Genomic DNA, 21,026 nt, shown 5'->3' on the forward strand with positions numbered 1-21,026 from the left:
ATAGTCGTGTGATTCGGTTGTGAGGGGATTTGTGTGCAGCAGGACGTCCGGCATTCAGCGATTGGCGGCCAGACAGGCCTTGGGCGGCTATGGTTGCTTGGCATTATGGCTTTGGCTACCGCCGGTCTCGCGCTTCAAAGCACCGATGCGGTAATGACAATCGGCCTTGCCGCCTCCGCCGTAACACTTGTTTTAATATTATTGGGTTACTTGGGCCTGCACCTGCGCGCTCAAACGCGGGATCAGGCCGCTAGCGCCGGGGTGGCAGATTTCATAGCAAAGGACGGGACGCCTAGTTTTATTGTGACAACAGACAGGCAAATTTTGTACCGCAATCAGGCGGCTGAGGTGCAGTTTGGCGAGCTGAACGCAGAAACCCTTGCACGGGCTCTGCAGGCACATTTTTCTAATCCTGTCGGACTTCTCTATCGCTTGCAGTCGCGGGCAACGGCCAGCGGTAATGCGCGCGAAGAGGTGATCACCCGCAAGGGTCCAGTCCGAATATCCGTACACCAACTTACCAACGAAAGATTTTTATGGCGCATTGACCCGGTCCCTGCCCGGGACGGCCCTCGCAGCTCTCAAGAAGGTGTGGCTCTACCGATGGTAATGGTTGGTCGCAGCGGAGCCATATTGTTCATGAATGATGCCGCGCGGACCCTCGTCGGGCACCGGGTGAAGTCGCTGGACAGATTGTTCAATTCCCTTCCGTTAACGCCCGGTGCGGTGACCGAGTTATCAACATCTGAAGGGAGTAGACAGGTGTTGGTGGCTGAAATTGATGCCGGTGCCAACCGCCGCGTGCTCTACCTCCTGCCGCCCCCGGATGAAATCATCTCGCCCAGCGAACTCGGATGGGAAACTTTTCAAGACCTGCCTGTGCCCCTGATCAAACTTGGCCCAGACGGGACCGTACTAGCATTTAACCGCATGGCCGCGAAGTTGCTTGGCGTGTCGTTACGACGCGAAGCTCACCTTTCGCAGCTTATGGAAGGTTTAGGGCGCTCAATTTCAGATTGGTTAGATGACAGTCTGGCTGGGCGGCTGGTGCAAAAGTCAGAATTTCTAAGGCTGACCCGCACGGATCGCGAAATTTTCGTGCAGGTTTCGCTCAACCGGATTTCCGAGCCCGGGGAGGCGGCGTTGATTGCGGTTCTACAAGACGCGACTGAGTTAAAGTCCCTAGAGGCCCAGTTCGTACAAAGCCAGAAGATGCAGGCGATTGGGCAATTGGCCGGCGGCGTGGCGCATGATTTCAATAATCTTCTTACTGCGATTTCTGGCCATTGCGACCTGCTTTTGCTGCGCCATGATCAAGGCGATCCGGATTTCAGCGATCTGGTCCAGATCAACCAGAATGCCAACCGCGCGGCAGCTCTCGTGGGCCAGTTGCTGGCATTTTCCCGAAAACAGACCCTGCGGCCAGAAACGCTCGACATGCGCGATACGCTGGCTGATCTAACTCATCTGCTAAATCGCCTGGTCGGGGAAAAGGTGACCCTCACCCTTAGTCACGACCCAGTGCTTGCCCCCATTCGCGCAGACAAACGTCAGTTGGAGCAGGTTTTGATGAACCTCGTCGTAAACGCGCGCGATGCGATGCCCGCCGGGGGCGAGATCCGTATCGTGACGGAAGTGACCACCCTTGACCATCCGCTAGAACGGGACCGCGTCAGCGTCCCAGCCGGGCGATTTGTAACGGTGCAAGTGAACGACGATGGCACCGGGATCCCGCGGGATAAGCTACAAAAGATATTTGAGCCGTTTTTTACGACAAAGCGGACAGGCGAGGGCACAGGCCTTGGCCTTTCAACCGCTTACGGCATCGTCAAACAAACCGGCGGTTTTATATTTGTTGATAGCGAGGTCGGCAGGGGGACGTCGTTCACCCTCTACTTCCCTGTACTTGAAGGGCAGCCGACGACCGTGTCGCGTGCCGTAGTATCCTCACCCGACAAGGGGCCGCCACCACGTGCGGACGGGGTGATCTTGCTGGTTGAAGATGAGGCCCCGGTGCGCGCATTCGCCAGCCGTGCACTGCGCCTGCGCGGCTATACTGTGCTGGAAGCAGAATCCGCCGAAGCCGCGCTGAAGACACTTGAGGATAAGGATCTTGATATCGATGTATTCGTAACAGATGTCGTGATGCCGGGGATGGATGGCCCAAGCTGGGTGCGCCAAGCTCTCAAACAGCGTCCAGATGTGCGCGTCGTTTTCGTCTCAGGCTATGCAGAGGATAATTTCGGCGAAGAGCAATCAAAGATTCCGAACTCAGTCTTCCTGCCAAAGCCATTTTCGCTGACCGATCTGACCAATACGGTACATAACCAGCTGCACTAACTCTACCATCAAACTGAAGGGTTAATAACGTCGATTAAGGGATCGACTCGTAAAGCTCGAATTCTGCCGCAAATTTCCGACGAAACCGCTTTTCCACATTTGGCGAGAGCTCAAGCGTCATCTTCGGAGAGACATTCTCCTGACCGAGGGATAGACTTACTTCCAACCGCTCCTCCAAGAAAATGCGCAACCGTTGCTGATCTTCATAGCGAAAGTGGTGGGTGATACCGGTGCCATTGGGTTGCGTTTCCATGAACTTCAACTGGCTTCCCACATCGGCAAAGCCTGGCTTATCCCCTTTCATATAAGCCATCACAAATTCATCGAAAGAAATCCCAAAGGTATTGTTGGGCTTGCCTTCCATAAAGGGGCGCCGCCGATAGCGGTACCAGCTACCTAGCCAAGAAATTGGCTCACGCATCACGGCCATAAGCTCTAACTCTGCATCGCAGACCTTGAGGAACATGGGCCGAATAAAACGATTATACCGATAAACGGGCGCATGTTTCAGCATCGGGGGCTGCGATATTACCATATCCGCGCGCGGGGCAAGAGCCGTTTCATACGCGGTGGTTCCAGTCTTGGGCACCGATAGAAAGGCCAGCCGTTCTTTGAAGAAAATTATCACGCGTGTCTTATCCCCTGCTCCGCATGGATCAAATTTTTGTAGGGTAAACCATTTCTTTACCATTCCAGAGAAAACTTAAAGCACAAACAAAATGATTGAAATGTTCTTCGTTTACCCTCATATAGAACATTAGAAGAACATACGCAGCGCGGCGCGCAGGCGATTGCCGCCGGGACGCCACTGTGACACTAAGGGATGAACCTAATGGCAACGGCAGATCTTTTGACAATGGACAGCAAGAAAACCGCAGAAAAGCAAAAGGCGCTCGACAGCGCGCTGGCCCAGATCGAACGTCAGTTCGGCAAAGGGTCGATCATGAAGCTGGGCGCCGAAGGGGCAGTCCAGGATATTAGAGCGAGCTCTACTGGCTCGCTTGGCCTTGATATCGCGCTCGGCATTGGCGGCTTGCCAATGGGGCGTATCATCGAAATTTATGGCCCAGAGTCTTCCGGTAAGACCACGCTGACACTACACTGCGTTGCAGAACAGCAAAAAGCCGGTGGCGTCTGTGCCTTTGTTGACGCGGAACATGCGCTTGACCCGCAATATGCAAAAAAGCTTGGCGTAGACATTGACGAGCTGCTGATCTCGCAACCCGATACGGGCGAGCAAGCGCTTGAGATTACGGACACGCTTGTGCGGTCCGGTGCGGTAAACATGGTCATTGTCGACTCGGTTGCGGCCTTGACGCCCAAATCGGAGCTTGAGGGCGAGATGGGCGACAGCAGTGTCGGCGTGCAGGCGCGGCTGATGAGCCAAGCCATGCGGAAACTCACAGGGTCGATCAGCCGATCCAACTGTATGGTTATCTTCATCAACCAGATTCGGATGAAGATCGGCGTCATGTTCGGCTCGCCCGAGACAACAACGGGCGGCAATGCGCTGAAGTTCTATTCTTCTGTCCGGCTCGACATCCGCCGCATTGGTGCGCTGAAGGACCGTGACGAAGTCGTCGGCAACGCGACCAAGGTAAAGGTCGTTAAAAACAAAGTCGCCCCGCCGTTCAAACAGGTCGAGTTCGACATCATGTATGGCGAAGGCATTTCCAAGATGGGTGAGCTACTTGATCTTGGGGTGAAAGCTGGCGTGGTCGATAAATCGGGCTCGTGGTTCAGCTATGGCGATGAGCGGATCGGGCAGGGGCGTGAAAATGCCAAGAACTTCTTGAAAGAGAATACTGCCATGGCCGCGGAGATCGAAGATAAGATCCGCGCCGCACATGGGTTGGATTCCGCCGGCCCCGGTCGGGATGACGCGGATATTCTCGAAGCCTGAACTTACTTTGGGTGCCGAGTTTTACAAAGGGGGCGTGGCCGTGGGCTGCGCCCCCTTTTTCGTGGGCAGCAACGGTAGACAGCGCCGGGGCTGAGGGGTATTTGGGATCGACCCAATCTGCCCCGGAAGGCCTCGCCCATGAAGACGCTGAATGAAATTCGCTCAACCTTTTTGAATTATTTCGATGCGCAGGGGCATCAGGTTGTGCCCTCCAGCCCGCTGGTGCCGCGCAACGACCCGACGCTGATGTTCACCGCTGCCGGTATGGTGCAGTTCAAGAACCTCTTCACCGGGGTCGAGACGCGCAATTACAGCCGCGCCACATCGGCGCAGAAATGTGTGCGCGCAGGCGGCAAACACAACGATCTCGACAATGTGGGTTATACGGCACGCCACCACACATTCTTCGAAATGCTGGGGAACTTCAGCTTTGGTGACTACTTCAAATCAGAAGCGATCCCCTTTGCCTGGGACCTGTTGACCAAAGAGTTCGGCATTGATCCGAACCGCTTGCTGGTGACTGTCTACCACACAGATGAAGAAGCGGTAAAAATCTGGAAAGCCCACACTGGCCTGCCTGATGAACGAATTATCCGCATCGCCACTGATGATAATTTCTGGTCCGCTGGCCCAACCGGCCCCTGCGGGCCGTGTACCGAAATCTTCTACGATCACGGCGACCACATTTGGGGCGGCCCTCCAGGATCGCCAGAGGAGGATGGCGACAGGTTTGTGGAGATCTGGAACCTCGTCTTCATGCAATACGAGCAGTTTGAGGATGGCACGCGCGAGCCATTGCCGAACCAATCGATTGACACCGGCATGGGGATCGAGCGGGTTGCGGCGCTTTTGCAAGGCACCAATGACAACTACGCCACAGACCTGATGCGCAGCTTGATCGAAGCCAGCGCTCATGCGTCTTCTACCGACCCCGATGGGCCGGGTAAAACCCACCACCGGGTCATTGCGGATCACCTACGGTCGACGTCTTTCTTGATCGCCGATGGGGTCATGCCCTCGAACGAGGGCCGTGGCTATGTGTTGCGCCGTATCATGCGCCGCGCCATGCGGCATGCGCATTTGCTGGGCGTTAAGGACCCATTAATGCATCAACTGGTACCGTCTTTGGTACAGCAGATGGGCGCGGCCTATCCCGAACTGGGTCAGGCGCAGTCGCTGATCCGTGAGACATTGTTGCTGGAAGAAACCCGTTTCCGACAGACGCTAGATAGGGGTCTGAAACTGTTGGACGATGAGTTGCACGGCCTGCCTGAGGGGGCGACCCTGCCGGGCGAAGCCGCCTTCAAGCTCTACGACACCTTTGGTTTTCCGCTTGACCTTACGCAGGATGCGTTGCGCGAAAAGGGCCGCGCTGTGGATACTGATGGCTTCAACACTGCGATGGAGGCGCAAAAAGCCAAAGCCCGCGCGGCTTGGGCTGGATCGGGCGAAGCGGCGGATGCGACCGTCTGGTTCGACGTGGCTGACAAAAGTGGCGTCACTGAATTCTTGGGGTATGACACCGAAAGCGCCGAGGGTCAGATCGTTGCATTGGTGCAGGGCAGCGATAAGGTCGAAGCCGCATCTGCAGGGAGCGACGTGCAAGTCGCATTGAACCAGACACCTTTCTATGCCGAAAGCGGCGGGCAGGTTGGCGATACGGGCGTGATCCGCACGCAGACAGGCATCGTTAACGTGACCGATACGCGCAAGTCGGCGGGTGTTTTCGTGCATTTCGGGCATGTGATCGAAGGCGAAGTAAAGCCGGGTCAGTCTGCCGTGTTGGAAGTCGACCGCGCACGGCGCAGCGCAATCCGGGCCAACCACTCGGCGACGCACCTGCTGCATGAGGCGCTGCGTAACGCGCTTGGCGATCATGTTTCGCAGCGCGGCTCCCTAAACGCACATGACCGTCTTCGGTTCGATTTCTCGCACGCAAAGGGGCTGACGCCCGAGGAGTTGACCCAAGTTGAGCGTGAGGTGAACGACTATGTTCGCCAGAATACGCCTGTTGAGACACGGATCATGACCCCGGACGACGCGCGGGCCATGGGCGCGCAGGCGCTTTTCGGTGAGAAATACGGCGACGAAGTGCGGGTTGTGTCGATGGGGCAGCTTGAAGGCTCTGGCAAGGGAAGTAACAAATCGACCTATTCCTTGGAGCTTTGTGGCGGCACGCATGTGCGCCAGACGGGCGACATCGGTGCTTTTGTGCTCTTGGGCGACAGTGCCAGCAGTTCTGGCGTGCGCCGGATCGAGGCACTTACCGGGACCGAAGCGCTGGCCTGGCTCCGAGACCAAGAGGCGGCGCTGAGCCGTGTCGCGGCGGAACTGAAAACATCAACCGCGGACGTTCCGGATCGTGTGCGTGCTTTGCTTGATGAACGCCGCAGCCTGTCCAATGAGGTTGCGCAACTGCGTCGTGAATTGGCGATGTCGGGTGGCAGCGCTGCAGCGCCGGAAGCCCGCGAGGTAAATGGCGTTAAATTCGTTGGCCAAGTGCTGAGCGGCGTGACGGGCAAAGACCTGCCGGGGTTGGTCGATGAGCACAAAGCCAAAATCGGCTCGGGCGCGGTGCTGTTGATCGCCGACACCGGTGGCAAAGCGGCAGTTGCGGGCGGCGTCACCAAGGATTTGACAGATCGTCTTTCGGCGGTCGACATGGTCAAGGCGGCGGTCGCGGAACTGGGCGGTAAGGGCGGCGGTGGTCGGCCTGACATGGCTCAGGGCGGCGGTGCCTCGGCTGAGAATGCGGATGCGGCGATTGCTGCAGCTGAAAACGTATTGAAAGGATAAGACCCATGGGCGCACTTTGGATTGCACATGTCACCGTCACCGACGAGGAGGCGTATAAGAAATACGCCGCCGGTGCCACACAGGCGATTGCTGCCCATGGTGGCAAGTTCATCGCGCGGGGCGGGCGTTTTGTTCAGCTTGAGGGCAAGGAACGGCCGCGCAATGTTGTAGCTCGTTTCCCTGATGTCGAAACCGCAGAAAAATGTTACCACTCCGACGCTTACCAGGCGGCATTGAGCCATGCGCGCGGCGCGTCTGAGCGCGAATTGATGATCGTCGAAACCGACGAATGATCGGAGCGGCCCCGCCTGCAAATAGGCGGGGCGCTTTGCTTTTCCAGCGGGAACCTTCCCCGCAAACTGAGGTTGAACCATATGAACCTCGACCGCATATCCGCCTTCGCCCACTGGTGCCGCCGCCATGTGGAGGTGACCACGCTCGCCCTAATGAGCCTATCTATCATCTCAGTTTGGACTTTGGCCGAATTGACCGAAGAAGTCGTGGCTGGCAGCACGAGCAATCTTGATCGCAAGATACTACTATTCCTCCGCACGCCCGGCGACCTTTCTGACCCCATCGGCCCTTGGTGGGTGGAGGAGATCGGGCGTGACCTAACGGCCTTGGGCGGCGTGGCGGTCTTGGTGATGACGACGGTGGTAGTGGCGATATTTTTCATGCTGCAGCGGCGGTGGTCCACAGCGCTTTATATCCTCGCGACCGTGGGGGGCGGGATTGTGCTGAGCAGCATCGCCAAGGAATTTTTTGACCGCCCACGCCCCGACCTCGTGCCGCATGGGTCGCTTGTGCATACGGCAAGCTTTCCCTCAGGGCATTCGATGATGGCGGCGGTGGCGTATTTGACGCTTGGGGCCATGGTGGCGCGGGCGCAAACGCGATGGGCGCTCAAAGCCTATACACTCGCTGTCGCTGTGATGCTCACACTGCTGGTGGGCATGAGCCGGGTCTATATGGGGGTACACTGGCCCACCGACGTGGCAGCCGGATGGCTGGGCGGCGGCGCTTGGGCGCTGCTGTGTCTTCTCGTCGCGCGCAGTTTGGCCAAACGCGGGCATATCGAACAAGAGGCGAGCGATACTTAGCAGCGCCTTGCGCCAACCCCCTTCAGACATAAAAACGGCAGCGCATCGTCCGGATGCGCTGCCGTTTTTCGTAATGAAAGCTCGCTCTTAGCCAGCTTTCGCCATGCGCTTACGCTCATGCGGGTCAAGGAAACGCTTGCGCAGACGGATCGCGTTGGGCGTCACTTCGACCAACTCGTCGTCATCGATATAGGCAATCGCCTCTTCGAGGCTCAGCGTGATCGGCGTGGTCAGGCGGACCGCTTCGTCGGTGCCCGAAGCGCGGACGTTGGTCAGTTTCTTGCCCTTCAGCGGGTTCACTTCGAGGTCATTCTCACGGGAATGCTCGCCGATGATCATGCCGGTATAGACGTCAGCCTGTGCGCCGATCATCATCTTGCCGCGCTCTTCGAGGTTCCACAGAGCGAAGGCGACCGAGGTGCCGTTTTCCATGGAAATCAGAACGCCAGCGCGGCGGCCCGGGATCGGGCCTTTGTGCGGTGCCCAAGAGTGGAAGACGCGGTTGATGACGCCTGTGCCGCGCGTGTCGGTCAGGAATTCACCGTGATAGCCGATCAGCCCGCGCGATGGCACATGGGCGATGATCCGGGTCTTGCCGGCGCCAGCGGGTTTCATCTCGACCAACTCGCCTTTGCGGATGCCGGTGATCTTTTCGATCACGGCGCCGGAGTATTCGTCATCCACGTCGATAGTGGCTTCTTCGATGGGTTCATGGCGGACGCCGTCGATCTCTTGGAACAGAACCTGCGGGCGGGAGATTGACAGCTCAAAACCCTCGCGGCGCATGTTTTCGATCAAAACGCCCATCTGCAATTCGCCACGTCCGGCAACCTCGAAAGCGTCGCCGCCCGGCGTGTCGGAGATTTTGATCGCGACGTTGGATTCGGCTTCCTTCATCAGGCGCTCGCGGATAACGCGGGACTGAACTTTCTTGCCGTCACGGCCCGCCAGCGGACTGTCGTTGATGCCGAAGGTCACGGTGATGGTGGGCGGGTCGATCGGCTGGGCGGGGATCGCTTCGCTGACCGAGGCTTCGGCCAACGTGTCGGCCACGGTCGCCTTGGTCATGCCAGCGATGGAGACGATGTCACCCGCTTCGGCCAATTCGATGGCGGTTTGGTCCAAGCCGCGGAAGGCGAGGATTTTGGTGCAGCGGAAGTTCTCGATCAGCGTGCCATCGCGCGACATCGCCTTGATCGTCTGGCCTGCCTTCAGCGTGCCGGTTTCCACACGACCGGTCAGCAGGCGGCCCAAGAAGGGATCACCGCCGAGCGTAGTGGCCAACATGGTGAAGGGCTTTTCTGCGTTCTCGATCTGCTTGGGCGCGGGAACATGCGTCAGGATCAGGTCGAACAGAGCTGTGAGGTCTTTGCGCGGACCATCAAGTTCCAAATCGGCCCATCCGGAGCGACCGGAGGCATACATATGCGGGAATTCAAGCTGCTCGTCCGTGGCGTCGAGGCTGGCGAAGAGGTCAAAGCATTCGTCAAGCGCGCGGTCGGGCTCTGCGTCGGTTTTGTCGACCTTGTTCAGCACAACGATCGGGCGCAGGCCCAGCTTCAGCGCTTTGGAGGTCACAAATTTGGTCTGCGGCATCGGGCCTTCAGCGGCGTCTACCAAGAGGACCACACCGTCGACCATCGACAGGATACGCTCAACCTCGCCGCCGAAGTCGGCGTGGCCGGGGGTGTCGACGATGTTAATGCGGGTGTTGTTCCAGACGACCGAGGTCGGCTTGGCGAAGATTGTGATGCCGCGCTCGCGCTCCAGATCGTTGCTGTCCATGGCGCGCTCAGTCGTGGCCTGGTTTTCACGGTAGGTGCCGGATTGCTTGAGAAGCTCGTCTACCAGCGTGGTTTTGCCGTGGTCAACGTGGGCGATAATTGCGATGTTGCGCAGATCCATTAAGTAAGCCTTTGGATTGGGGAGTGGCGCGCAGGCCAAAAGCCGCGCGAGAGATTGCGCCGCCAATAACGTGCCACGGCGTTAATTGCTAGCCCTAATGCCGATACCGTCACGGTTGCGCGGTCTATCGCCATGCATTTGGCCGTTTAATGGGGGCTGGTTTTGGAAAATAGATGGATAACGAGGATACCGCAGATGATTAGCGCGATCCCCAAAAGTGCCGGGGCGTCGAGCCTTTGACCAAAGAGCAGAAAGCCGATGATGGCGATGAAGACGATCCCAAGCCCCGCCCAAAGCGCATAGACCACGCCAACTGGCATCACTCTGAGCGTCAGGGACATGCAGTAGAACGAGATCACGTAGAACACGACGACAGCTACAGAGGGCCAAAGCCGGGTGAACTGATGCGAGGCCTGCACGGCAGTCGTGCCAAGGGTCTCTGCCATCACTGCGATGAACAGCCACAGGTAATGCATGAGGTGACGCCTTATTCAGAGGGGCAGTTGCGTGGTTTCTTTTATCTCTTCCATCACAAAACTGGCCGAGACATCAGAGAGCGGCACTTTGCGTATGAGATCTTGGTACAATTGATCGTATCCCGCCATATCCGCAACCCGCGCCCGGATCAAATAGTCCAGATCACCGGTCATGCGGTACACACCAAGGATTTCGGGCATTGATCGGGTGGCCTTGGAAAACTGTTCTAGCCAGTCGGGCGCATGGGCATTGGTCCGCACTTGGATAAAGACACTCAGGCCAAGGCCAAGTTTCGCAGCATCCAAAAGTGTTACGCGGCTTTTGATGATGCCTGCCTTTTCCAGCGCACGAATACGACGCCAGCAAGCGTTACGGGATAGGTTCACTGCAGCACCAAGCGCTTCGAGTGATTGGGCCGCATCACGTTGCAGTTCGGTCAAAATGCGACGGTCAATTTCATCAAGTGTTGTCATTCAGCTAATCTGGCGGGAAATTTTCCCACAGACAAGAAAAACAGCGCAATGATTTGAGAAAACGTCACAGGGCGGCTGGTCTATGTTGGTGCCAAGCCAATTTCAGGAGTTTCCCATGATCGCACGCATCTTTTTCGACCATCCCGCCAAAGTGGACGAGACGTTTTTTGAACATATGGCATTTGCGATGAAATTTTCCGGTCTGCTGTTTGCAGCGGCAGGGGCGGCTTTGGTGCATGCGCTGATCCCCTGTTTGTTCGAAAAGACGGCGAGCGGGATTATCGCGAAGCTTTACGCGCGGACCCATAACCGGGGTCAGTGACAGAGGGCGCCGGTTTGCAGTCCCATATTCAGCATCCGGTGCCAATCGGCGACGAGGGCTAGCGACTGCCCGTGGGTTGGCGATGCTCGGTGACCTCATCCGACTTTATGGTTCGGCTTTGATGCACCTTCTTGAGGTCACACCCGCCTCAATTCGCATACCCCGGGGGCGGAAGCGTCCATGAAAAAGGGCCGCATCCCTGCGGCCCCCTAGTCATCTCAGCATCCGACCGGCTCAGCCCGCCAGTGCCTTGTTCAGGTTCTCATCGACTTTTTCCAAGAAGCCCATGGTGGTGAGCCAGCTTTGGTTCGGCCCAACCAACAGCGCGAGGTCTTTGGTCATGTGACCCGATTCCACCGTGTCCACGACGACCTTTTCCAGCGTTTCCGCAAAGTTGATCAGCGCCGTATTCTCGTCCAGCTTGCCACGGTGCTTCAACCCGCCAGTCCATGCGTAGATCGAAGCGATCGAGTTGGTTGAGGTTTCCTCGCCCTTCTGGTGCTGGCGGAAGTGGCGCGTCACAGTGCCGTGGGCGGCTTCGGCCTCGACGATCTTGCCGTCGGGGGTCATCAATTGGCTGGTCATCAACCCGAGCGAGCCAAAGCCCTGTGCCACAGTATCGGACTGCACATCGCCGTCGTAATTTTTGCAAGCCCAGACATAGCCGCCCGACCACTTCATTGCTGCCGCGACCATGTCGTCGATCAGGCGGTGCTCGTACCAGATGCCCTTCTTCTTGAAGTCCTCGGCGAACTCCGCTTCGAAAATTTCTTCGAAAATGTCCTTAAACCGACCGTCATAGGCTTTCAAAATGGTGTTTTTGGTCGACAGATAAACGGGCCAGCCCCGGTTCAACCCATAGTTCATCGACGCCCGCGCAAAATCGCGGATCGAATCATCGAGGTTGTACATCGCCATGGTCACCCCGGCGGAGGGCGCGTCGAAGACCTCTTTCTCGATGGTCTCGCCATCTTCGCCGACGAATTTGATCGTCAGCTTGCCCTTGCCCGGAAAGCGGAAATCGGTGGCGCGGTATTGGTCGCCAAAGGCGTGGCGGCCCACGACGATCGGCTGGGTCCAGCCCGGCACAAGGCGCGGCACGTTTTTGCAGATGATCGGCTCGCGGAAGATCACACCGCCAAGGATGTTGCGGATCGTGCCATTGGGGCTGCGGTACATGCGCTTGAGGCCGAACTCTTCGACGCGGGCCTCGTCAGGCGTGATGGTCGCGCATTTCACGCCCACGCCGTATTTCTGGATCGCATGGGCTGCGTCAACGGTGATCTGATCGTCCGTCTCATCGCGGACCTCAATGCCAAGATCGTAATACTTCAGGTCCACGTCGAGATAGGGCAGGATTAGCTTTTTCTTGATGAAATCCCAGATAATGCGGGTCATTTCATCGCCGTCTAGTTCGACGATGGGGTTCTCTACCTTAATCTTCGACATGACGAATTCCTTTGTTTTGTGGGTGACTTTGCGCGTGCTTTAGCCTATTCGGGGCCAAAGAGGAAGATGGTATACCACGGTATGCCGAAGGGCCGCGCTTAGGCGCCGACCCCGGCGAAAAACGCGCTGATCCGGGTCCGGGCGTAGGTCCAAAGGGCCGGGGCACCGATGGCGATCTTGCGGCCGACCTTCTCTTCAATCTGCGCTTCAGAAACCTTGTATTCCGTCCAACTCCCACCGCCTGATGCGAGGTTCTGCATGGGCGGCTGGAAACGGTCCAGCGATTTGGCAAAACGCGCTGAGGGGCTCTCGGCGGCCTCGAATTCTTCCCAGATGCTGCGCAGGTCAACGCGCAGATCGTCGGGCAGCAGGCCAAAGATACGGGTCGCGGCGATTTGTTCCTGCGCTTCCATATCGGCAGCGTCATAGTCGCCAAAGATCGGATTGTCGCCCGCGTCAATTTCGACAAGATCGTGCAGAATCAACATCTTGATGACGCGGTTGATGTCCACGTCCGGCCCGGCTTGATCGGCCAGCACCAGCGCGTAGAGGGTCAGGTGCCATGAGTGTTCGGCGGAGTTTTCAGCGCGACTCGCATCACACAGTGTCGTGCCGCGCAGGATGGTCTTGAGCTTATCGGCCTCGTTCAAAAAGGCGATCTGCTGGTCAAGCCGAGCGGTCATGCGCCTGCTTGGCCGCGATGCGCGCGCAGTTTGCGGGCAAGAAAGACGCGGGCCTTATCATTGGCCATCCGCGTACGGATCGCCGTCAAAAAGGCTTCTTCGAGCGTTTGTGACGAGGCGCCAAGCACCTCGCCAACTTCCATAAACAGCCGTTCTTCACCGGTCTCGGCCTGCACGGCGAGGCACTCCTCGGCAAGCTTGTTGGCCAGTTCGGTAACGACTGCATCCGCCATCAGCGCGTGGATTCCGTCAGACGGCGTTTCACATAGTCGCTGGTCGAGGTGATCAACGTGTCCATATGCGGCTCTTCAAAGAAGTGCCCGGCGCCTTCGATCTCCTGATGGGTGATCGTGATGCCCTTTTGCTCATGCAGCTTGCCGACCAAATTGGTGGTGTCAGCAGGCGGTGCCACGCGGTCGGCGGTGCCGTTAATAACCAGACCAGAGGCCGGGCAGGGCGCGAGGAACGAGAAGTCGTACATATTCGCGGGCGGCGAGACCGAGATGAAGCCGGTAATCTCAGGCCGACGCATCAGCAGTTGCATGCCGATCCACGCGCCAAAGGAAAAACCCGCAACCCAGCAATGCTTGGAGTTGTTGTTCATCGACTGCAGGTAGTCGAGCGCGGAGGCCGCATCGGACAATTCGCCAATGCCTTGGTCGTATTCGCCCTGGCTGCGACCAACGCCGCGGAAGTTAAAGCGCAACACGGTGAAACCCATGTTGTAGAACGCATAGTGCAGGTTATAGACAACCTTGTGATTCATCGTCCCGCCGAACTGCGGATGCGGATGCAGCACGATGGCAATCGGGGCGTCACGTTCTTTTTGGGGATGGTAGCGGCCTTCAAGGCGGCCTTCGGGTCCGGGAAAAATAACCTCGGGCATGGGTGTCCCTGTCTGGGGGTTCAAAGGTTGCCGCGAATAGTTGACGAATTCGCTAGGCCACCTTAGAACGGTTCTAATCTGGTTCCACGCAGTCTCGCGTGGATCAGTATTTGGACTTAGGCATTTAAGCCGCCCGCGTCAATCAAATGGCGCGGCGAGTGAGGGTAAGACGATGAAGCTATCCACCAAAGGGCGCTACGCGATGGTCGCTTTGGCCGATATTGCCTTGCAGCCCGAAGGCTCGCTGGTGTCGCTGGGTGACATTGCCGAGCGGCAGTCGGTGTCGTTGCCCTATCTGGAGCAGTTGTTCGTCAAGCTTCGTCGCGCTGAGCTGGTGGCGTCTGTCCGCGGGCCGGGCGGCGGCTATCGACTGGCGCGGCCTGCGACCGATATTCGCGTGGTTGATGTGCTGGCGGCGGTGGATGAAACGGTTGACGCGATGCACAAGGGCGCTGGCGCCTCTGGCGGGTTGTCAGGCAGCCGCGCGCAATCGCTGACCAACCGGCTGTGGCAGGGGCTAAGCGCGCATGTCTATGTGTTCTTGCATCAGACACGGCTGTCGGATGTGGTGGATAACGAATTGGTCCCATGTCCTGCGGTGCCCAACCTTTTTGCCGTGGTGGACGAGCCGTGAGAACCTATCTCGACCATAACGCGACCACGCCGCTGCGGCCCGAGGCGCGCGCGGCGATGATCGCGGCGATGGATCTGCCCGGCAACCCCTCTTCGGTGCATGCCGAAGGGCGCGCGGCCAAGGCGGTAGTTGAGCGTGCCCGGGCGCAGGTGGCGGGATTGGTCGGTTGCGATCCGGTGGACGTGATCTTTACCTCCGGTGCTACAGAGGCAGCAGCGCTTGCCGCCTCTCTGGGCGCCCGGATTGTCACCTCTGCGGTGGAGCATGATGCGGTCCTCTCTTGGGGGCAGGCGGATCGGCTGGGCGTCGATGCTCAGGGTATCTGGGATGGGGATTTAAGCCCTGCGGAAGGGGCCGATTTGGTGGCTCTGCAAGCGGCCAATAGCGAAACCGGTGTGCTCCAGCAGACCATGTCACTGGCGCAGCAGTGTTGGGCGATGGAGAAGACACCCTTCGTCTTGGTCGATGCTGTGCAGGCACTTGGTAAAACTTCATTCAAAATGGCGACGTCGGGCGCGGACTTCATTCTTGTCTCGGCGCATAAGTTGGGCGGGCCAAAGGGTGTCGGCGCGCTGATCGTAAAGCGGGGCATCGATGTCGCCGCTCAACTGCGCGGCGGCGGACAAGAAATGGGACGCCGCTCTGGGACAGAGAACATTCCCGGCATCGCGGGGTTCGGCGCGGCGGCAGAAGCAGCTGCGGCGGATGTGGCTGCAGGGCGCTGGAAAGAAGTAGCCGAACTGCGCGATTTGCTGGAAGCGACCCTTGCAGACGCCTCAAAGCTGACTATTTTTGTAGGAAAAGGTGCGCCGCGCCTCCCCAACACCTCCTGCATCGTCACGCCGGGCTGGAAAGGTGAGACGCAAGTGATGCAAATGGACCTTGCAGGTTTTGCCATCTCCGCCGGCTCGGCCTGCTCCAGCGGCAAAGTGCGAGGCAGTGCTGTGTTGCGCGCCATGGGCTTTGATGAAACACAGGCCGCCAGCGCGATCCGGGTGTCGCTGGGCCTGCAGACCACCCGGGAAGATATCCTGCGGTTCGCGACAAGCTGGACCGCAAAAATGAAAAAGCACGAAACGCGGGCCGCCTGAGCGCCCCCACGGAAAGGAACGAGACCTTGGAAAATATGACCCTGAAAGAAAAAGATGGCGTCAAGGAAGGCGTCGACCAGGAGACCGTGGACGCCGTGCGCGAAGTCGGCGGCAAATACAAATACGGTTGGTCCACTGATATCGAGATGGATTATGCCCCTATGGGGCTGAACCCCGATATCGTGCGCCTGATCTCGGAAAAGAACGAAGAGCCCGAGTGGATGACCGAATGGCGTCTGGCGGCCTACGACCGTTGGTTGACCAAGAAAGAGCCCGACTGGGCGATGGTCGATTACCCCGAGATCGACTTCCAGAAGCAGTATTACTATGCTCGGCCCAAGAGCATGGCGACCAAGCCGAAATCGCTTGATGACGTCGATCCCAAACTGCTGGACACCTATAAGAAACTGGGCATCCCGCTGAAGGAGCAGATGATCCTCGCCGGTGTCGAAGGTGCCGAGGACGCACCTGCCGAGGGCCGCAAGGTCGCCGTGGATGCGGTGTTCGATTCCGTTTCCGTTGGCACCACCTTCCAAGAGGAACTGAAGAAGGCTGGCGTCATCTTCTGTTCGATCTCGGAAGCGATCCGCGAGCATCCTGAGCTAGTGCGCAGGTACCTTGGCTCGGTCGTGCCGGTGAACGACAACTTCTATGCGACACTGAACTCCGCTGTCTTCTCCGACGGGTCGTTCGTCTATGTGCCGCCGGGCGTGCGCTGCCCGATGGAACTGTCGACCTACTTCCGCATCAACGCTGAAAACACCGGCCAGTTCGAGCGGACGCTTATCATCGCGGACAAAGGCTCTTACGTCAGCTACCTCGAAGGCTGCACCGCGCCGCAGCGTGATGAGTCGCAGCTGCACGCAGCGGTCGTGGAAATCATCATCGAAGAAGATGCAGAGGTGAAATACTCCACCGTTCAGAACTGGTATCCCGGTGATGAGAACGGCAAGGGCGGTATCTATAACTTCGTGACCAAACGCGCCGATTGCCGCGGCGACCGCGCTAAAGTGATGTGGACGCAGGTCGAAACCGGCTCTGCCGTGACGTGGAAATACCCGTCCTGCATCCTGCGCGGCGACGACAGCCAAGGCGAGTTCTACTCCATCGCCATCGCCAACAACATGCAGCAGGCCGACACGGGCACCAAGATGATCCACCTCGGCAAGCGCACCAAGTCGCGCATCGTGTCCAAGGGCATCTCGGCTGGTAAGGCGCAGAACACCTACCGCGGTCTGGTATCGATGCACCCCAAAGCCAAGGAATCGCGCAACTATACACAGTGTGACAGCTTGCTGATTGGGTCGGAATGTGGGGCGCACACGGTGCCTTATATCGAGGTCAAGAATAACAGCAGCCGGGTGGAACATGAGGCGACAACCTCCAAGGTGGACGACGATCAGATGTTCTACTGCCGCTCGCGTGGCATGGACGAGGAAGAGGCCGTCGCACTGGTCGTGAACGGTTTCTGCAAAGACGTTCTGCAGGCCTTGCCGATGGAATTTGCTATGGAAGCTCAAGCACTTGTGGCGATCTCACTGGAAGGCTCTGTCGGTTAATGAGCCTTGATGCCGCGCATACGCCTCTTCGCCTGCATTGGTGGAAAGCGCAGCCGAATTTCGGCGATGCGCTGAGCCCGCTGATCCTGAGCCATGTCTCAGGGCGGCGGGTGGTGCATGCGCCTGTGGACGACGCGGATGTCTTTGGTCTCGGTTCGCTTTTGCAGCTTGTCCGGCGTAATTTCGACAAGCCGCGCGAAACAGGCAAACCTGTGATCTGGGGCAGCGGGTTGCTGCGTCCGCCGGGCGGGCGGGGCTTTCTCAAAAACGTCGATGTGGCTTTGCTGCGGGGACCTATCACAGCGGCACTCTTGGGGATTGAAACCGATGTCTTCGGGGACCCCGGTCTGCTGGTCGGTGATGTGCTTCCCGCTGAGGGCGCGCGCACTGACAAGATCGGCATTGTCCCACATCATACCTTGGCGGATGACCCCAAGCTGCTGGAATTGGTCGCATCAGACAGCGCCTATGTGCTGATTGATCCGCGAAGCCCAGCAGAAGTTGTCTGTGCCGCGATTGCATCTTGCGCACATGTTTTTGCTTCTTCCCTCCATGGGTTGATTACCGCAGATGCCTACGGGGTGTCCAACACATGGGTCGCACCTGAGGGGCAAGGTCGGCTCAAGTTCCACGATTATGCGGCATCTGTGGGCCGGGCTATGCGCGCACCGATTGCTTTAGACCAGATTGCCAGCGCTCCCAAACCAGACGCAGCACTGACCTATCAAGACGGAATCGACGCTTGCCGCCTAGCGCTGGTGGACAGCTTTCCCGCCGCGCTCTGCGCCCGTCAGGGGGCGGCATGAACTTTAACACGCAGGGGCAAGCCCCTGTTCAAACACTGAAATAACTGACATTGCGGCGCGAACGCGCGCCAGAAGGAGACCGAAATGCTGAGCATCAAAAACCTGCACGTAAAATTGGAAGAAGAGGACAAGCAGATCCTCAAAGGCGTCGATCTGGAAGTCGAAGCCGGCAAGGTGCACGCCATCATGGGGCCGAACGGCTCGGGCAAGTCGACGCTGAGCTATGTGCTGTCGGGCAAAGACGGCTATGAAGTCACCGACGGTTCCGCAACGCTTGAAGGCAACGACTTGCTTGATCTGGAACCCGAAGAGCGCGCCGCGGCGGGCCTCTTCCTTGCTTTCCAATACCCGGTGGAGATCCCCGGCGTCGGCAACATGACCTTCCTGCGCACCGCGGTGAACGCTCAGCGCAAGGCGCGCGGCGAAGAAGAAATGTCGGCGGCTGACTTCCTCAAGGTGATCCGCGCCAAGGCGAAAGATCTGAAGATTGACGCGGATATGCTGAAGCGCCCCGTGAACATGGGCTTCTCTGGTGGCGAGAAAAAGCGCAACGAAATCCTGCAGATGGCCATGCTTGAACCAAAGATGTGCATCTTGGATGAGACGGATTCGGGCCTTGACGTAGACGCAATGAAACTGGTGGCCGAGGGCGTTAACGCGCTGCGCACTGAGGGTCGTGGTTTCCTCGTCATCACCCACTACCAGCGTCTTCTGGACCACATCAAACCAGACGTCGTGCACATCATGTCCGATGGCCGCATCATCAAAACGGGTGGCCCCGAGCTGGCGCTGGAAGTTGAAAACAACGGTTACGCCGACATCCTCGCCGAGGTGGTGTAATGGCCGAAGCGAAACTGCAAGAAACCTCAACCGAAGCGATGATTGCATCGCTTGATATGCCGCAGGGTGGTTGGGCTCAAGCGGCGCGTGAAGACGCGCTGGCACGGGTTCGCACCATGGGCTTGCCGCAGCGTCGCGATGAATATTGGAAATTCACGCGGCCTGACACGCTGACTCAAGCCGAGGCGCTGCCCGCTGCGATCCTTGATCACGGTGACGCGCCGCTCTTTGACGACACCGAGCGTTTGCGGATCGTTTTCGTCGACGGTGTCTTTGACGCGGAAGCCTCCGACGATCTGTCATTGGAAGGTGTTAAAATCGAACGGCTGGCTGCGGCCAACACCGATCTGCACTGGGCGCGTGATCTCTATGGTGCGCTTGAGAAGAACGGCCAAACGCCTGTTGCACGGCCCCTTGCGGCGCTGAACACGGCCTTCGCAACGGACGGAGTGCTGATCCATGTGACCGGTAAGCCGAGTAAACCGATCAATCTGGTTTATCACCATAAATCAGAGACTTCCGACGCGATGTTGCACCATGTTGTCAAGCTCGACACTGGTGCTGAAGTGACCCTGTTGGAGAACGGCCCCGCGGCTGCACGCTTTAACACAGTCATGGAAGTCGACGTTGCTGATACCGCGCGTTTCCACCATGTGCGTGCTCAGGGGCGTGACCATGAACGCCGCGCGGCGACGCATCTTTTCACCCGGTTGGGCACCGAGTCGCTGTTCAAAAGCTTTACCGTGACCGTCAACGGCGCGATGACGCGCAATGAATGCGTGATCGAATTGACCGGCGACGATGCCTCGGCTCATGTGGCGGGCGCTTGTGTTGGCGATGGCGATTTTCACCATGACGACACAGTGTTCATTACCCATGACGCGGTGAATTGTGAAAGCCGTCAGGTCTATAAGAAGGTGCTTCGTAACGGGGCAACGGGTGTCTTTCAGGGCAAAATTCTTGTCAAAGAAGGGGCGCAGAAGACTGATGGCTACCAGATCAGCCAGTCGCTGCTGCTGGACGGAGACAGCCAGTTCCTTGCCAAGCCAGAGCTTGAGATCTACGCCGATGACGTGGCCTGTTCGCATGGTTCCACCTCGGGCGCGATCGACGAAGAAGCGCTGTTCTACCTGCGCGCGCGGGGCGTTTCTCATGCCGAGGCGACCGACCTTTTGACACTCGCCTTCCTTGCCGAAGCGGTCGAGGAGATTGAGGCCGAAGGTCTGCGCGAAGAGATCAACGGGCGTCTCAGCTCTTGGTTGGAGCGTCGTAGCAGCTGATGGCTGTCACCAGCGATATCGTTGCGACCTATCGCGGCCCCGGCAAAGTCATGTCGGGGCTGTTGGCGCAGGGACGTAACGAAGTGCGCGTATTGATGTTCGCGCTGATGGCAGGGCTGCTGATTTTTGTTGCCATGTCGCCCTATCAAGCGCGCGCCGCTCATCTTGATCCCGAAGGGCCGCTTTCGGTTCGCCAGTATTGGAGCGCGTTTTTCTGGATTTTTGTGATGCCTCTGTTGCTCTATGGCTTTGCCGCGATGATTTGGGCGATCAGCCGCATCGCAGGGCAGCGGCTTACCGGCTACGCGGTGCGGCTAACGTTGGTTTGGTCGCTTCTCGCCTCTGCGCCGCTCCTGCTCCTGCTGGGCCTTGCGCTTGGCTTTATCGGGCCGGGCGTACAGGCGCAGATCGTAGGCGTGGTTTGGTTGGCGGTATTTTTCTGGTTCTGGATTTCTGGCCTGCTAGCGGCGCAGCGGGGCTGA

21 protein-coding genes are annotated in these 21,026 nt (G+C 58.3%); 13 read left to right on the top strand and 8 right to left on the bottom strand.

Annotated elements, in window-relative coordinates:
- Positions 1 to 105 precede the first annotated feature (105 nt).
- Positions 106 to 2,340 carry an ATP-binding protein gene (locus tag DSM14862_RS07110; protein WP_040701207.1) on the top strand — a complete coding sequence of 745 codons (2,235 nt, stop codon included), beginning with the start codon at positions 106 to 108 and terminating at the stop codon, positions 2,338 to 2,340.
- Positions 2,341 to 2,374: 34 nt separating this feature from the next.
- On the opposite strand, the gene DSM14862_RS07115 is transcribed toward DSM14862_RS07110, so the two are convergent.
- The gene (locus DSM14862_RS07115) at positions 2,375 to 2,968 is read right to left on the bottom strand and encodes a hypothetical protein (RefSeq protein WP_040701209.1); all 594 of its coding nucleotides are present in this window, start codon (positions 2,966 to 2,968) and stop codon (positions 2,375 to 2,377) included.
- Positions 2,969 to 3,172: 204 nt separating this feature from the next.
- Here DSM14862_RS07115 and recA point away from each other — a divergent pair, with 204 nt between their 5' ends.
- The 4 genes from recA (at position 3,173) to DSM14862_RS07135 (ending at position 8,139) form a co-directional block, all read left to right on the top strand.
- Positions 3,173 to 4,243, top strand: a complete 1,071-nt coding sequence (gene recA / locus DSM14862_RS07120) for a recombinase RecA (RefSeq protein WP_007119571.1) — start codon at positions 3,173 to 3,175, stop codon at positions 4,241 to 4,243.
- Positions 4,244 to 4,381: 138 nt separating this feature from the next.
- The gene (gene alaS, locus DSM14862_RS07125) at positions 4,382 to 7,039 is read left to right on the top strand and encodes an alanine--tRNA ligase (RefSeq protein WP_007119572.1); all 2,658 of its coding nucleotides are present in this window, start codon (positions 4,382 to 4,384) and stop codon (positions 7,037 to 7,039) included.
- A 5-nt stretch (positions 7,040 to 7,044) separates the two neighbouring features.
- Complete coding sequence (locus DSM14862_RS07130; protein WP_007119573.1) at positions 7,045 to 7,332, top strand: DUF1330 domain-containing protein; 288 nt, start codon at positions 7,045 to 7,047, stop codon at positions 7,330 to 7,332.
- Between the two features lie 81 nt (positions 7,333 to 7,413).
- On the top strand, positions 7,414 to 8,139 hold the full coding sequence (locus DSM14862_RS07135) for a phosphatase PAP2 family protein (protein WP_007119574.1): 726 nt from the start codon (positions 7,414 to 7,416) through the stop codon (positions 8,137 to 8,139).
- A gap of 87 nt (positions 8,140 to 8,226) precedes the next feature.
- On the opposite strand, the gene typA is transcribed toward DSM14862_RS07135, so the two are convergent.
- From typA to DSM14862_RS07150, 3 genes are all read right to left on the bottom strand, one after another.
- Positions 8,227 to 10,044, bottom strand: coding sequence for a translational GTPase TypA (typA, locus tag DSM14862_RS07140; RefSeq protein ID WP_007119575.1), 1,818 nt, complete (start codon positions 10,042 to 10,044; stop codon positions 8,227 to 8,229).
- Positions 10,045 to 10,190: 146 nt separating this feature from the next.
- The gene (locus tag DSM14862_RS07145; RefSeq protein ID WP_007119576.1) at positions 10,191 to 10,520 is read right to left on the bottom strand and encodes a DMT family transporter; all 330 of its coding nucleotides are present in this window, start codon (positions 10,518 to 10,520) and stop codon (positions 10,191 to 10,193) included.
- A gap of 15 nt (positions 10,521 to 10,535) precedes the next feature.
- A complete protein-coding gene (locus DSM14862_RS07150; protein WP_007119577.1) occupies positions 10,536 to 10,994 on the bottom strand; it encodes an Lrp/AsnC family transcriptional regulator in 459 nt (152 codons plus the stop codon).
- 115 nt (positions 10,995 to 11,109) lie between these two features.
- Here DSM14862_RS07150 and DSM14862_RS07155 point away from each other — a divergent pair, with 115 nt between their 5' ends.
- The gene (locus DSM14862_RS07155) at positions 11,110 to 11,316 is read left to right on the top strand and encodes a DUF6356 family protein (protein ID WP_040701213.1); all 207 of its coding nucleotides are present in this window, start codon (positions 11,110 to 11,112) and stop codon (positions 11,314 to 11,316) included.
- A gap of 234 nt (positions 11,317 to 11,550) precedes the next feature.
- Here DSM14862_RS07155 and DSM14862_RS07160 read toward each other — a convergent pair whose 3' ends face one another.
- The 4 genes from DSM14862_RS07160 to DSM14862_RS07175 all read right to left on the bottom strand — a co-directional run bounded on the left by DSM14862_RS07160 (position 11,551) and on the right by DSM14862_RS07175 (position 14,334).
- Positions 11,551 to 12,765: an NADP-dependent isocitrate dehydrogenase gene (locus tag DSM14862_RS07160; protein ID WP_007119579.1), complete on the bottom strand. Its 1,215-nt coding sequence runs from the start codon at positions 12,763 to 12,765 to the stop codon at positions 11,551 to 11,553.
- A gap of 98 nt (positions 12,766 to 12,863) precedes the next feature.
- The gene (locus DSM14862_RS07165) at positions 12,864 to 13,448 is read right to left on the bottom strand and encodes an HD domain-containing protein (RefSeq protein WP_007119580.1); all 585 of its coding nucleotides are present in this window, start codon (positions 13,446 to 13,448) and stop codon (positions 12,864 to 12,866) included.
- Positions 13,445 to 13,681, bottom strand: a complete 237-nt coding sequence (locus DSM14862_RS07170; RefSeq protein ID WP_007119581.1) for a hypothetical protein — start codon at positions 13,679 to 13,681, stop codon at positions 13,445 to 13,447. The genes DSM14862_RS07165 and DSM14862_RS07170 overlap by 4 nt, the downstream gene beginning before the upstream one ends.
- On the bottom strand, positions 13,681 to 14,334 hold the full coding sequence (locus tag DSM14862_RS07175; RefSeq protein ID WP_007119582.1) for an alpha/beta hydrolase: 654 nt from the start codon (positions 14,332 to 14,334) through the stop codon (positions 13,681 to 13,683). Before DSM14862_RS07175 ends, DSM14862_RS07170 begins: the two co-directional genes overlap by 1 nt.
- A 172-nt stretch (positions 14,335 to 14,506) precedes the next feature.
- On the opposite strand from DSM14862_RS07175, the gene iscR reads away from it, so the two are divergent.
- The 7 genes from iscR (at position 14,507) to DSM14862_RS07210 (ending at position 21,026) form a co-directional block, all read left to right on the top strand.
- On the top strand, positions 14,507 to 14,968 hold the full coding sequence (gene iscR, locus DSM14862_RS07180; RefSeq protein ID WP_007119583.1) for a Fe-S cluster assembly transcriptional regulator IscR: 462 nt from the start codon (positions 14,507 to 14,509) through the stop codon (positions 14,966 to 14,968).
- Positions 14,923 to 16,059 carry a cysteine desulfurase family protein gene (locus tag DSM14862_RS07185; RefSeq protein ID WP_050770381.1) on the top strand — a complete coding sequence of 379 codons (1,137 nt, stop codon included), beginning with the start codon at positions 14,923 to 14,925 and terminating at the stop codon, positions 16,057 to 16,059. Before iscR ends, DSM14862_RS07185 begins: the two co-directional genes overlap by 46 nt.
- 35 nt (positions 16,060 to 16,094) lie before the next feature.
- On the top strand, positions 16,095 to 17,618 hold the full coding sequence (sufB, locus tag DSM14862_RS07190) for a Fe-S cluster assembly protein SufB (RefSeq protein WP_040701215.1): 1,524 nt from the start codon (positions 16,095 to 16,097) through the stop codon (positions 17,616 to 17,618).
- Positions 17,618 to 18,424, top strand: a complete 807-nt coding sequence (locus tag DSM14862_RS07195) for a polysaccharide pyruvyl transferase family protein (RefSeq protein WP_007119586.1) — start codon at positions 17,618 to 17,620, stop codon at positions 18,422 to 18,424. Before sufB ends, DSM14862_RS07195 begins: the two co-directional genes overlap by 1 nt.
- Positions 18,425 to 18,508: 84 nt before the next feature.
- Entirely contained in the window at positions 18,509 to 19,264 is a 756-nt protein-coding gene (sufC, locus tag DSM14862_RS07200) for a Fe-S cluster assembly ATPase SufC (RefSeq protein WP_007119587.1), read from the top strand.
- Entirely contained in the window at positions 19,264 to 20,544 is a 1,281-nt protein-coding gene (gene sufD, locus DSM14862_RS07205; protein WP_007119588.1) for a Fe-S cluster assembly protein SufD, read from the top strand. The genes sufC and sufD overlap by 1 nt, the downstream gene beginning before the upstream one ends.
- Positions 20,544 to 21,026, top strand: a complete 483-nt coding sequence (locus tag DSM14862_RS07210; RefSeq protein ID WP_007119589.1) for a hypothetical protein — start codon at positions 20,544 to 20,546, stop codon at positions 21,024 to 21,026. The genes sufD and DSM14862_RS07210 overlap by 1 nt, the downstream gene beginning before the upstream one ends.

This window comes from Sulfitobacter indolifex, from assembly GCF_022788655.1.
Lineage (GTDB): Bacteria > Pseudomonadota > Alphaproteobacteria > Rhodobacterales > Rhodobacteraceae > Sulfitobacter > Sulfitobacter indolifex.

Bases quoted from the DNA above. Each gene is read 5' to 3' on its own strand.
- DSM14862_RS07170 (WP_007119581.1), bottom strand. From the start codon at position 13,681: ATGGCGGATGCAGTCGTTACCGAACTGGCCAACAAGCTTGCCGAGGAG.
- sufB (WP_040701215.1), top strand. From the start codon at position 16,095: ATGACCCTGAAAGAAAAAGATGGCGTCAAGGAAGGCGTCGACCAGGAG.
- DSM14862_RS07175 (WP_007119582.1), bottom strand. From the start codon at position 14,334: ATGCCCGAGGTTATTTTTCCCGGACCCGAAGGCCGCCTTGAAGGCCGC.
- sufD (WP_007119588.1), top strand. From the start codon at position 19,264: ATGGCCGAAGCGAAACTGCAAGAAACCTCAACCGAAGCGATGATTGCA.
- typA (WP_007119575.1), bottom strand. From the start codon at position 10,044: ATGGATCTGCGCAACATCGCAATTATCGCCCACGTTGACCACGGCAAA.
- DSM14862_RS07130 (WP_007119573.1), top strand. From the start codon at position 7,045: ATGGGCGCACTTTGGATTGCACATGTCACCGTCACCGACGAGGAGGCG.
- iscR (WP_007119583.1), top strand. From the start codon at position 14,507: ATGAAGCTATCCACCAAAGGGCGCTACGCGATGGTCGCTTTGGCCGAT.
- DSM14862_RS07155 (WP_040701213.1), top strand. From the start codon at position 11,110: ATGATCGCACGCATCTTTTTCGACCATCCCGCCAAAGTGGACGAGACG.
- DSM14862_RS07145 (WP_007119576.1), bottom strand. From the start codon at position 10,520: ATGCATTACCTGTGGCTGTTCATCGCAGTGATGGCAGAGACCCTTGGC.
- DSM14862_RS07150 (WP_007119577.1), bottom strand. From the start codon at position 10,994: ATGACAACACTTGATGAAATTGACCGTCGCATTTTGACCGAACTGCAA.
- DSM14862_RS07165 (WP_007119580.1), bottom strand. From the start codon at position 13,448: ATGACCGCTCGGCTTGACCAGCAGATCGCCTTTTTGAACGAGGCCGAT.
- DSM14862_RS07160 (WP_007119579.1), bottom strand. From the start codon at position 12,765: ATGTCGAAGATTAAGGTAGAGAACCCCATCGTCGAACTAGACGGCGAT.
- DSM14862_RS07135 (WP_007119574.1), top strand. From the start codon at position 7,414: ATGAACCTCGACCGCATATCCGCCTTCGCCCACTGGTGCCGCCGCCAT.
- recA (WP_007119571.1), top strand. From the start codon at position 3,173: ATGGCAACGGCAGATCTTTTGACAATGGACAGCAAGAAAACCGCAGAA.
- DSM14862_RS07210 (WP_007119589.1), top strand. From the start codon at position 20,544: ATGGCTGTCACCAGCGATATCGTTGCGACCTATCGCGGCCCCGGCAAA.
- sufC (WP_007119587.1), top strand. From the start codon at position 18,509: ATGCTGAGCATCAAAAACCTGCACGTAAAATTGGAAGAAGAGGACAAG.
- alaS (WP_007119572.1), top strand. From the start codon at position 4,382: ATGAAGACGCTGAATGAAATTCGCTCAACCTTTTTGAATTATTTCGAT.
- DSM14862_RS07195 (WP_007119586.1), top strand. From the start codon at position 17,618: ATGAGCCTTGATGCCGCGCATACGCCTCTTCGCCTGCATTGGTGGAAA.
- DSM14862_RS07185 (WP_050770381.1), top strand. From the start codon at position 14,923: ATGTCCTGCGGTGCCCAACCTTTTTGCCGTGGTGGACGAGCCGTGAGA.
- DSM14862_RS07110 (WP_040701207.1), top strand. From the start codon at position 106: ATGGCTTTGGCTACCGCCGGTCTCGCGCTTCAAAGCACCGATGCGGTA.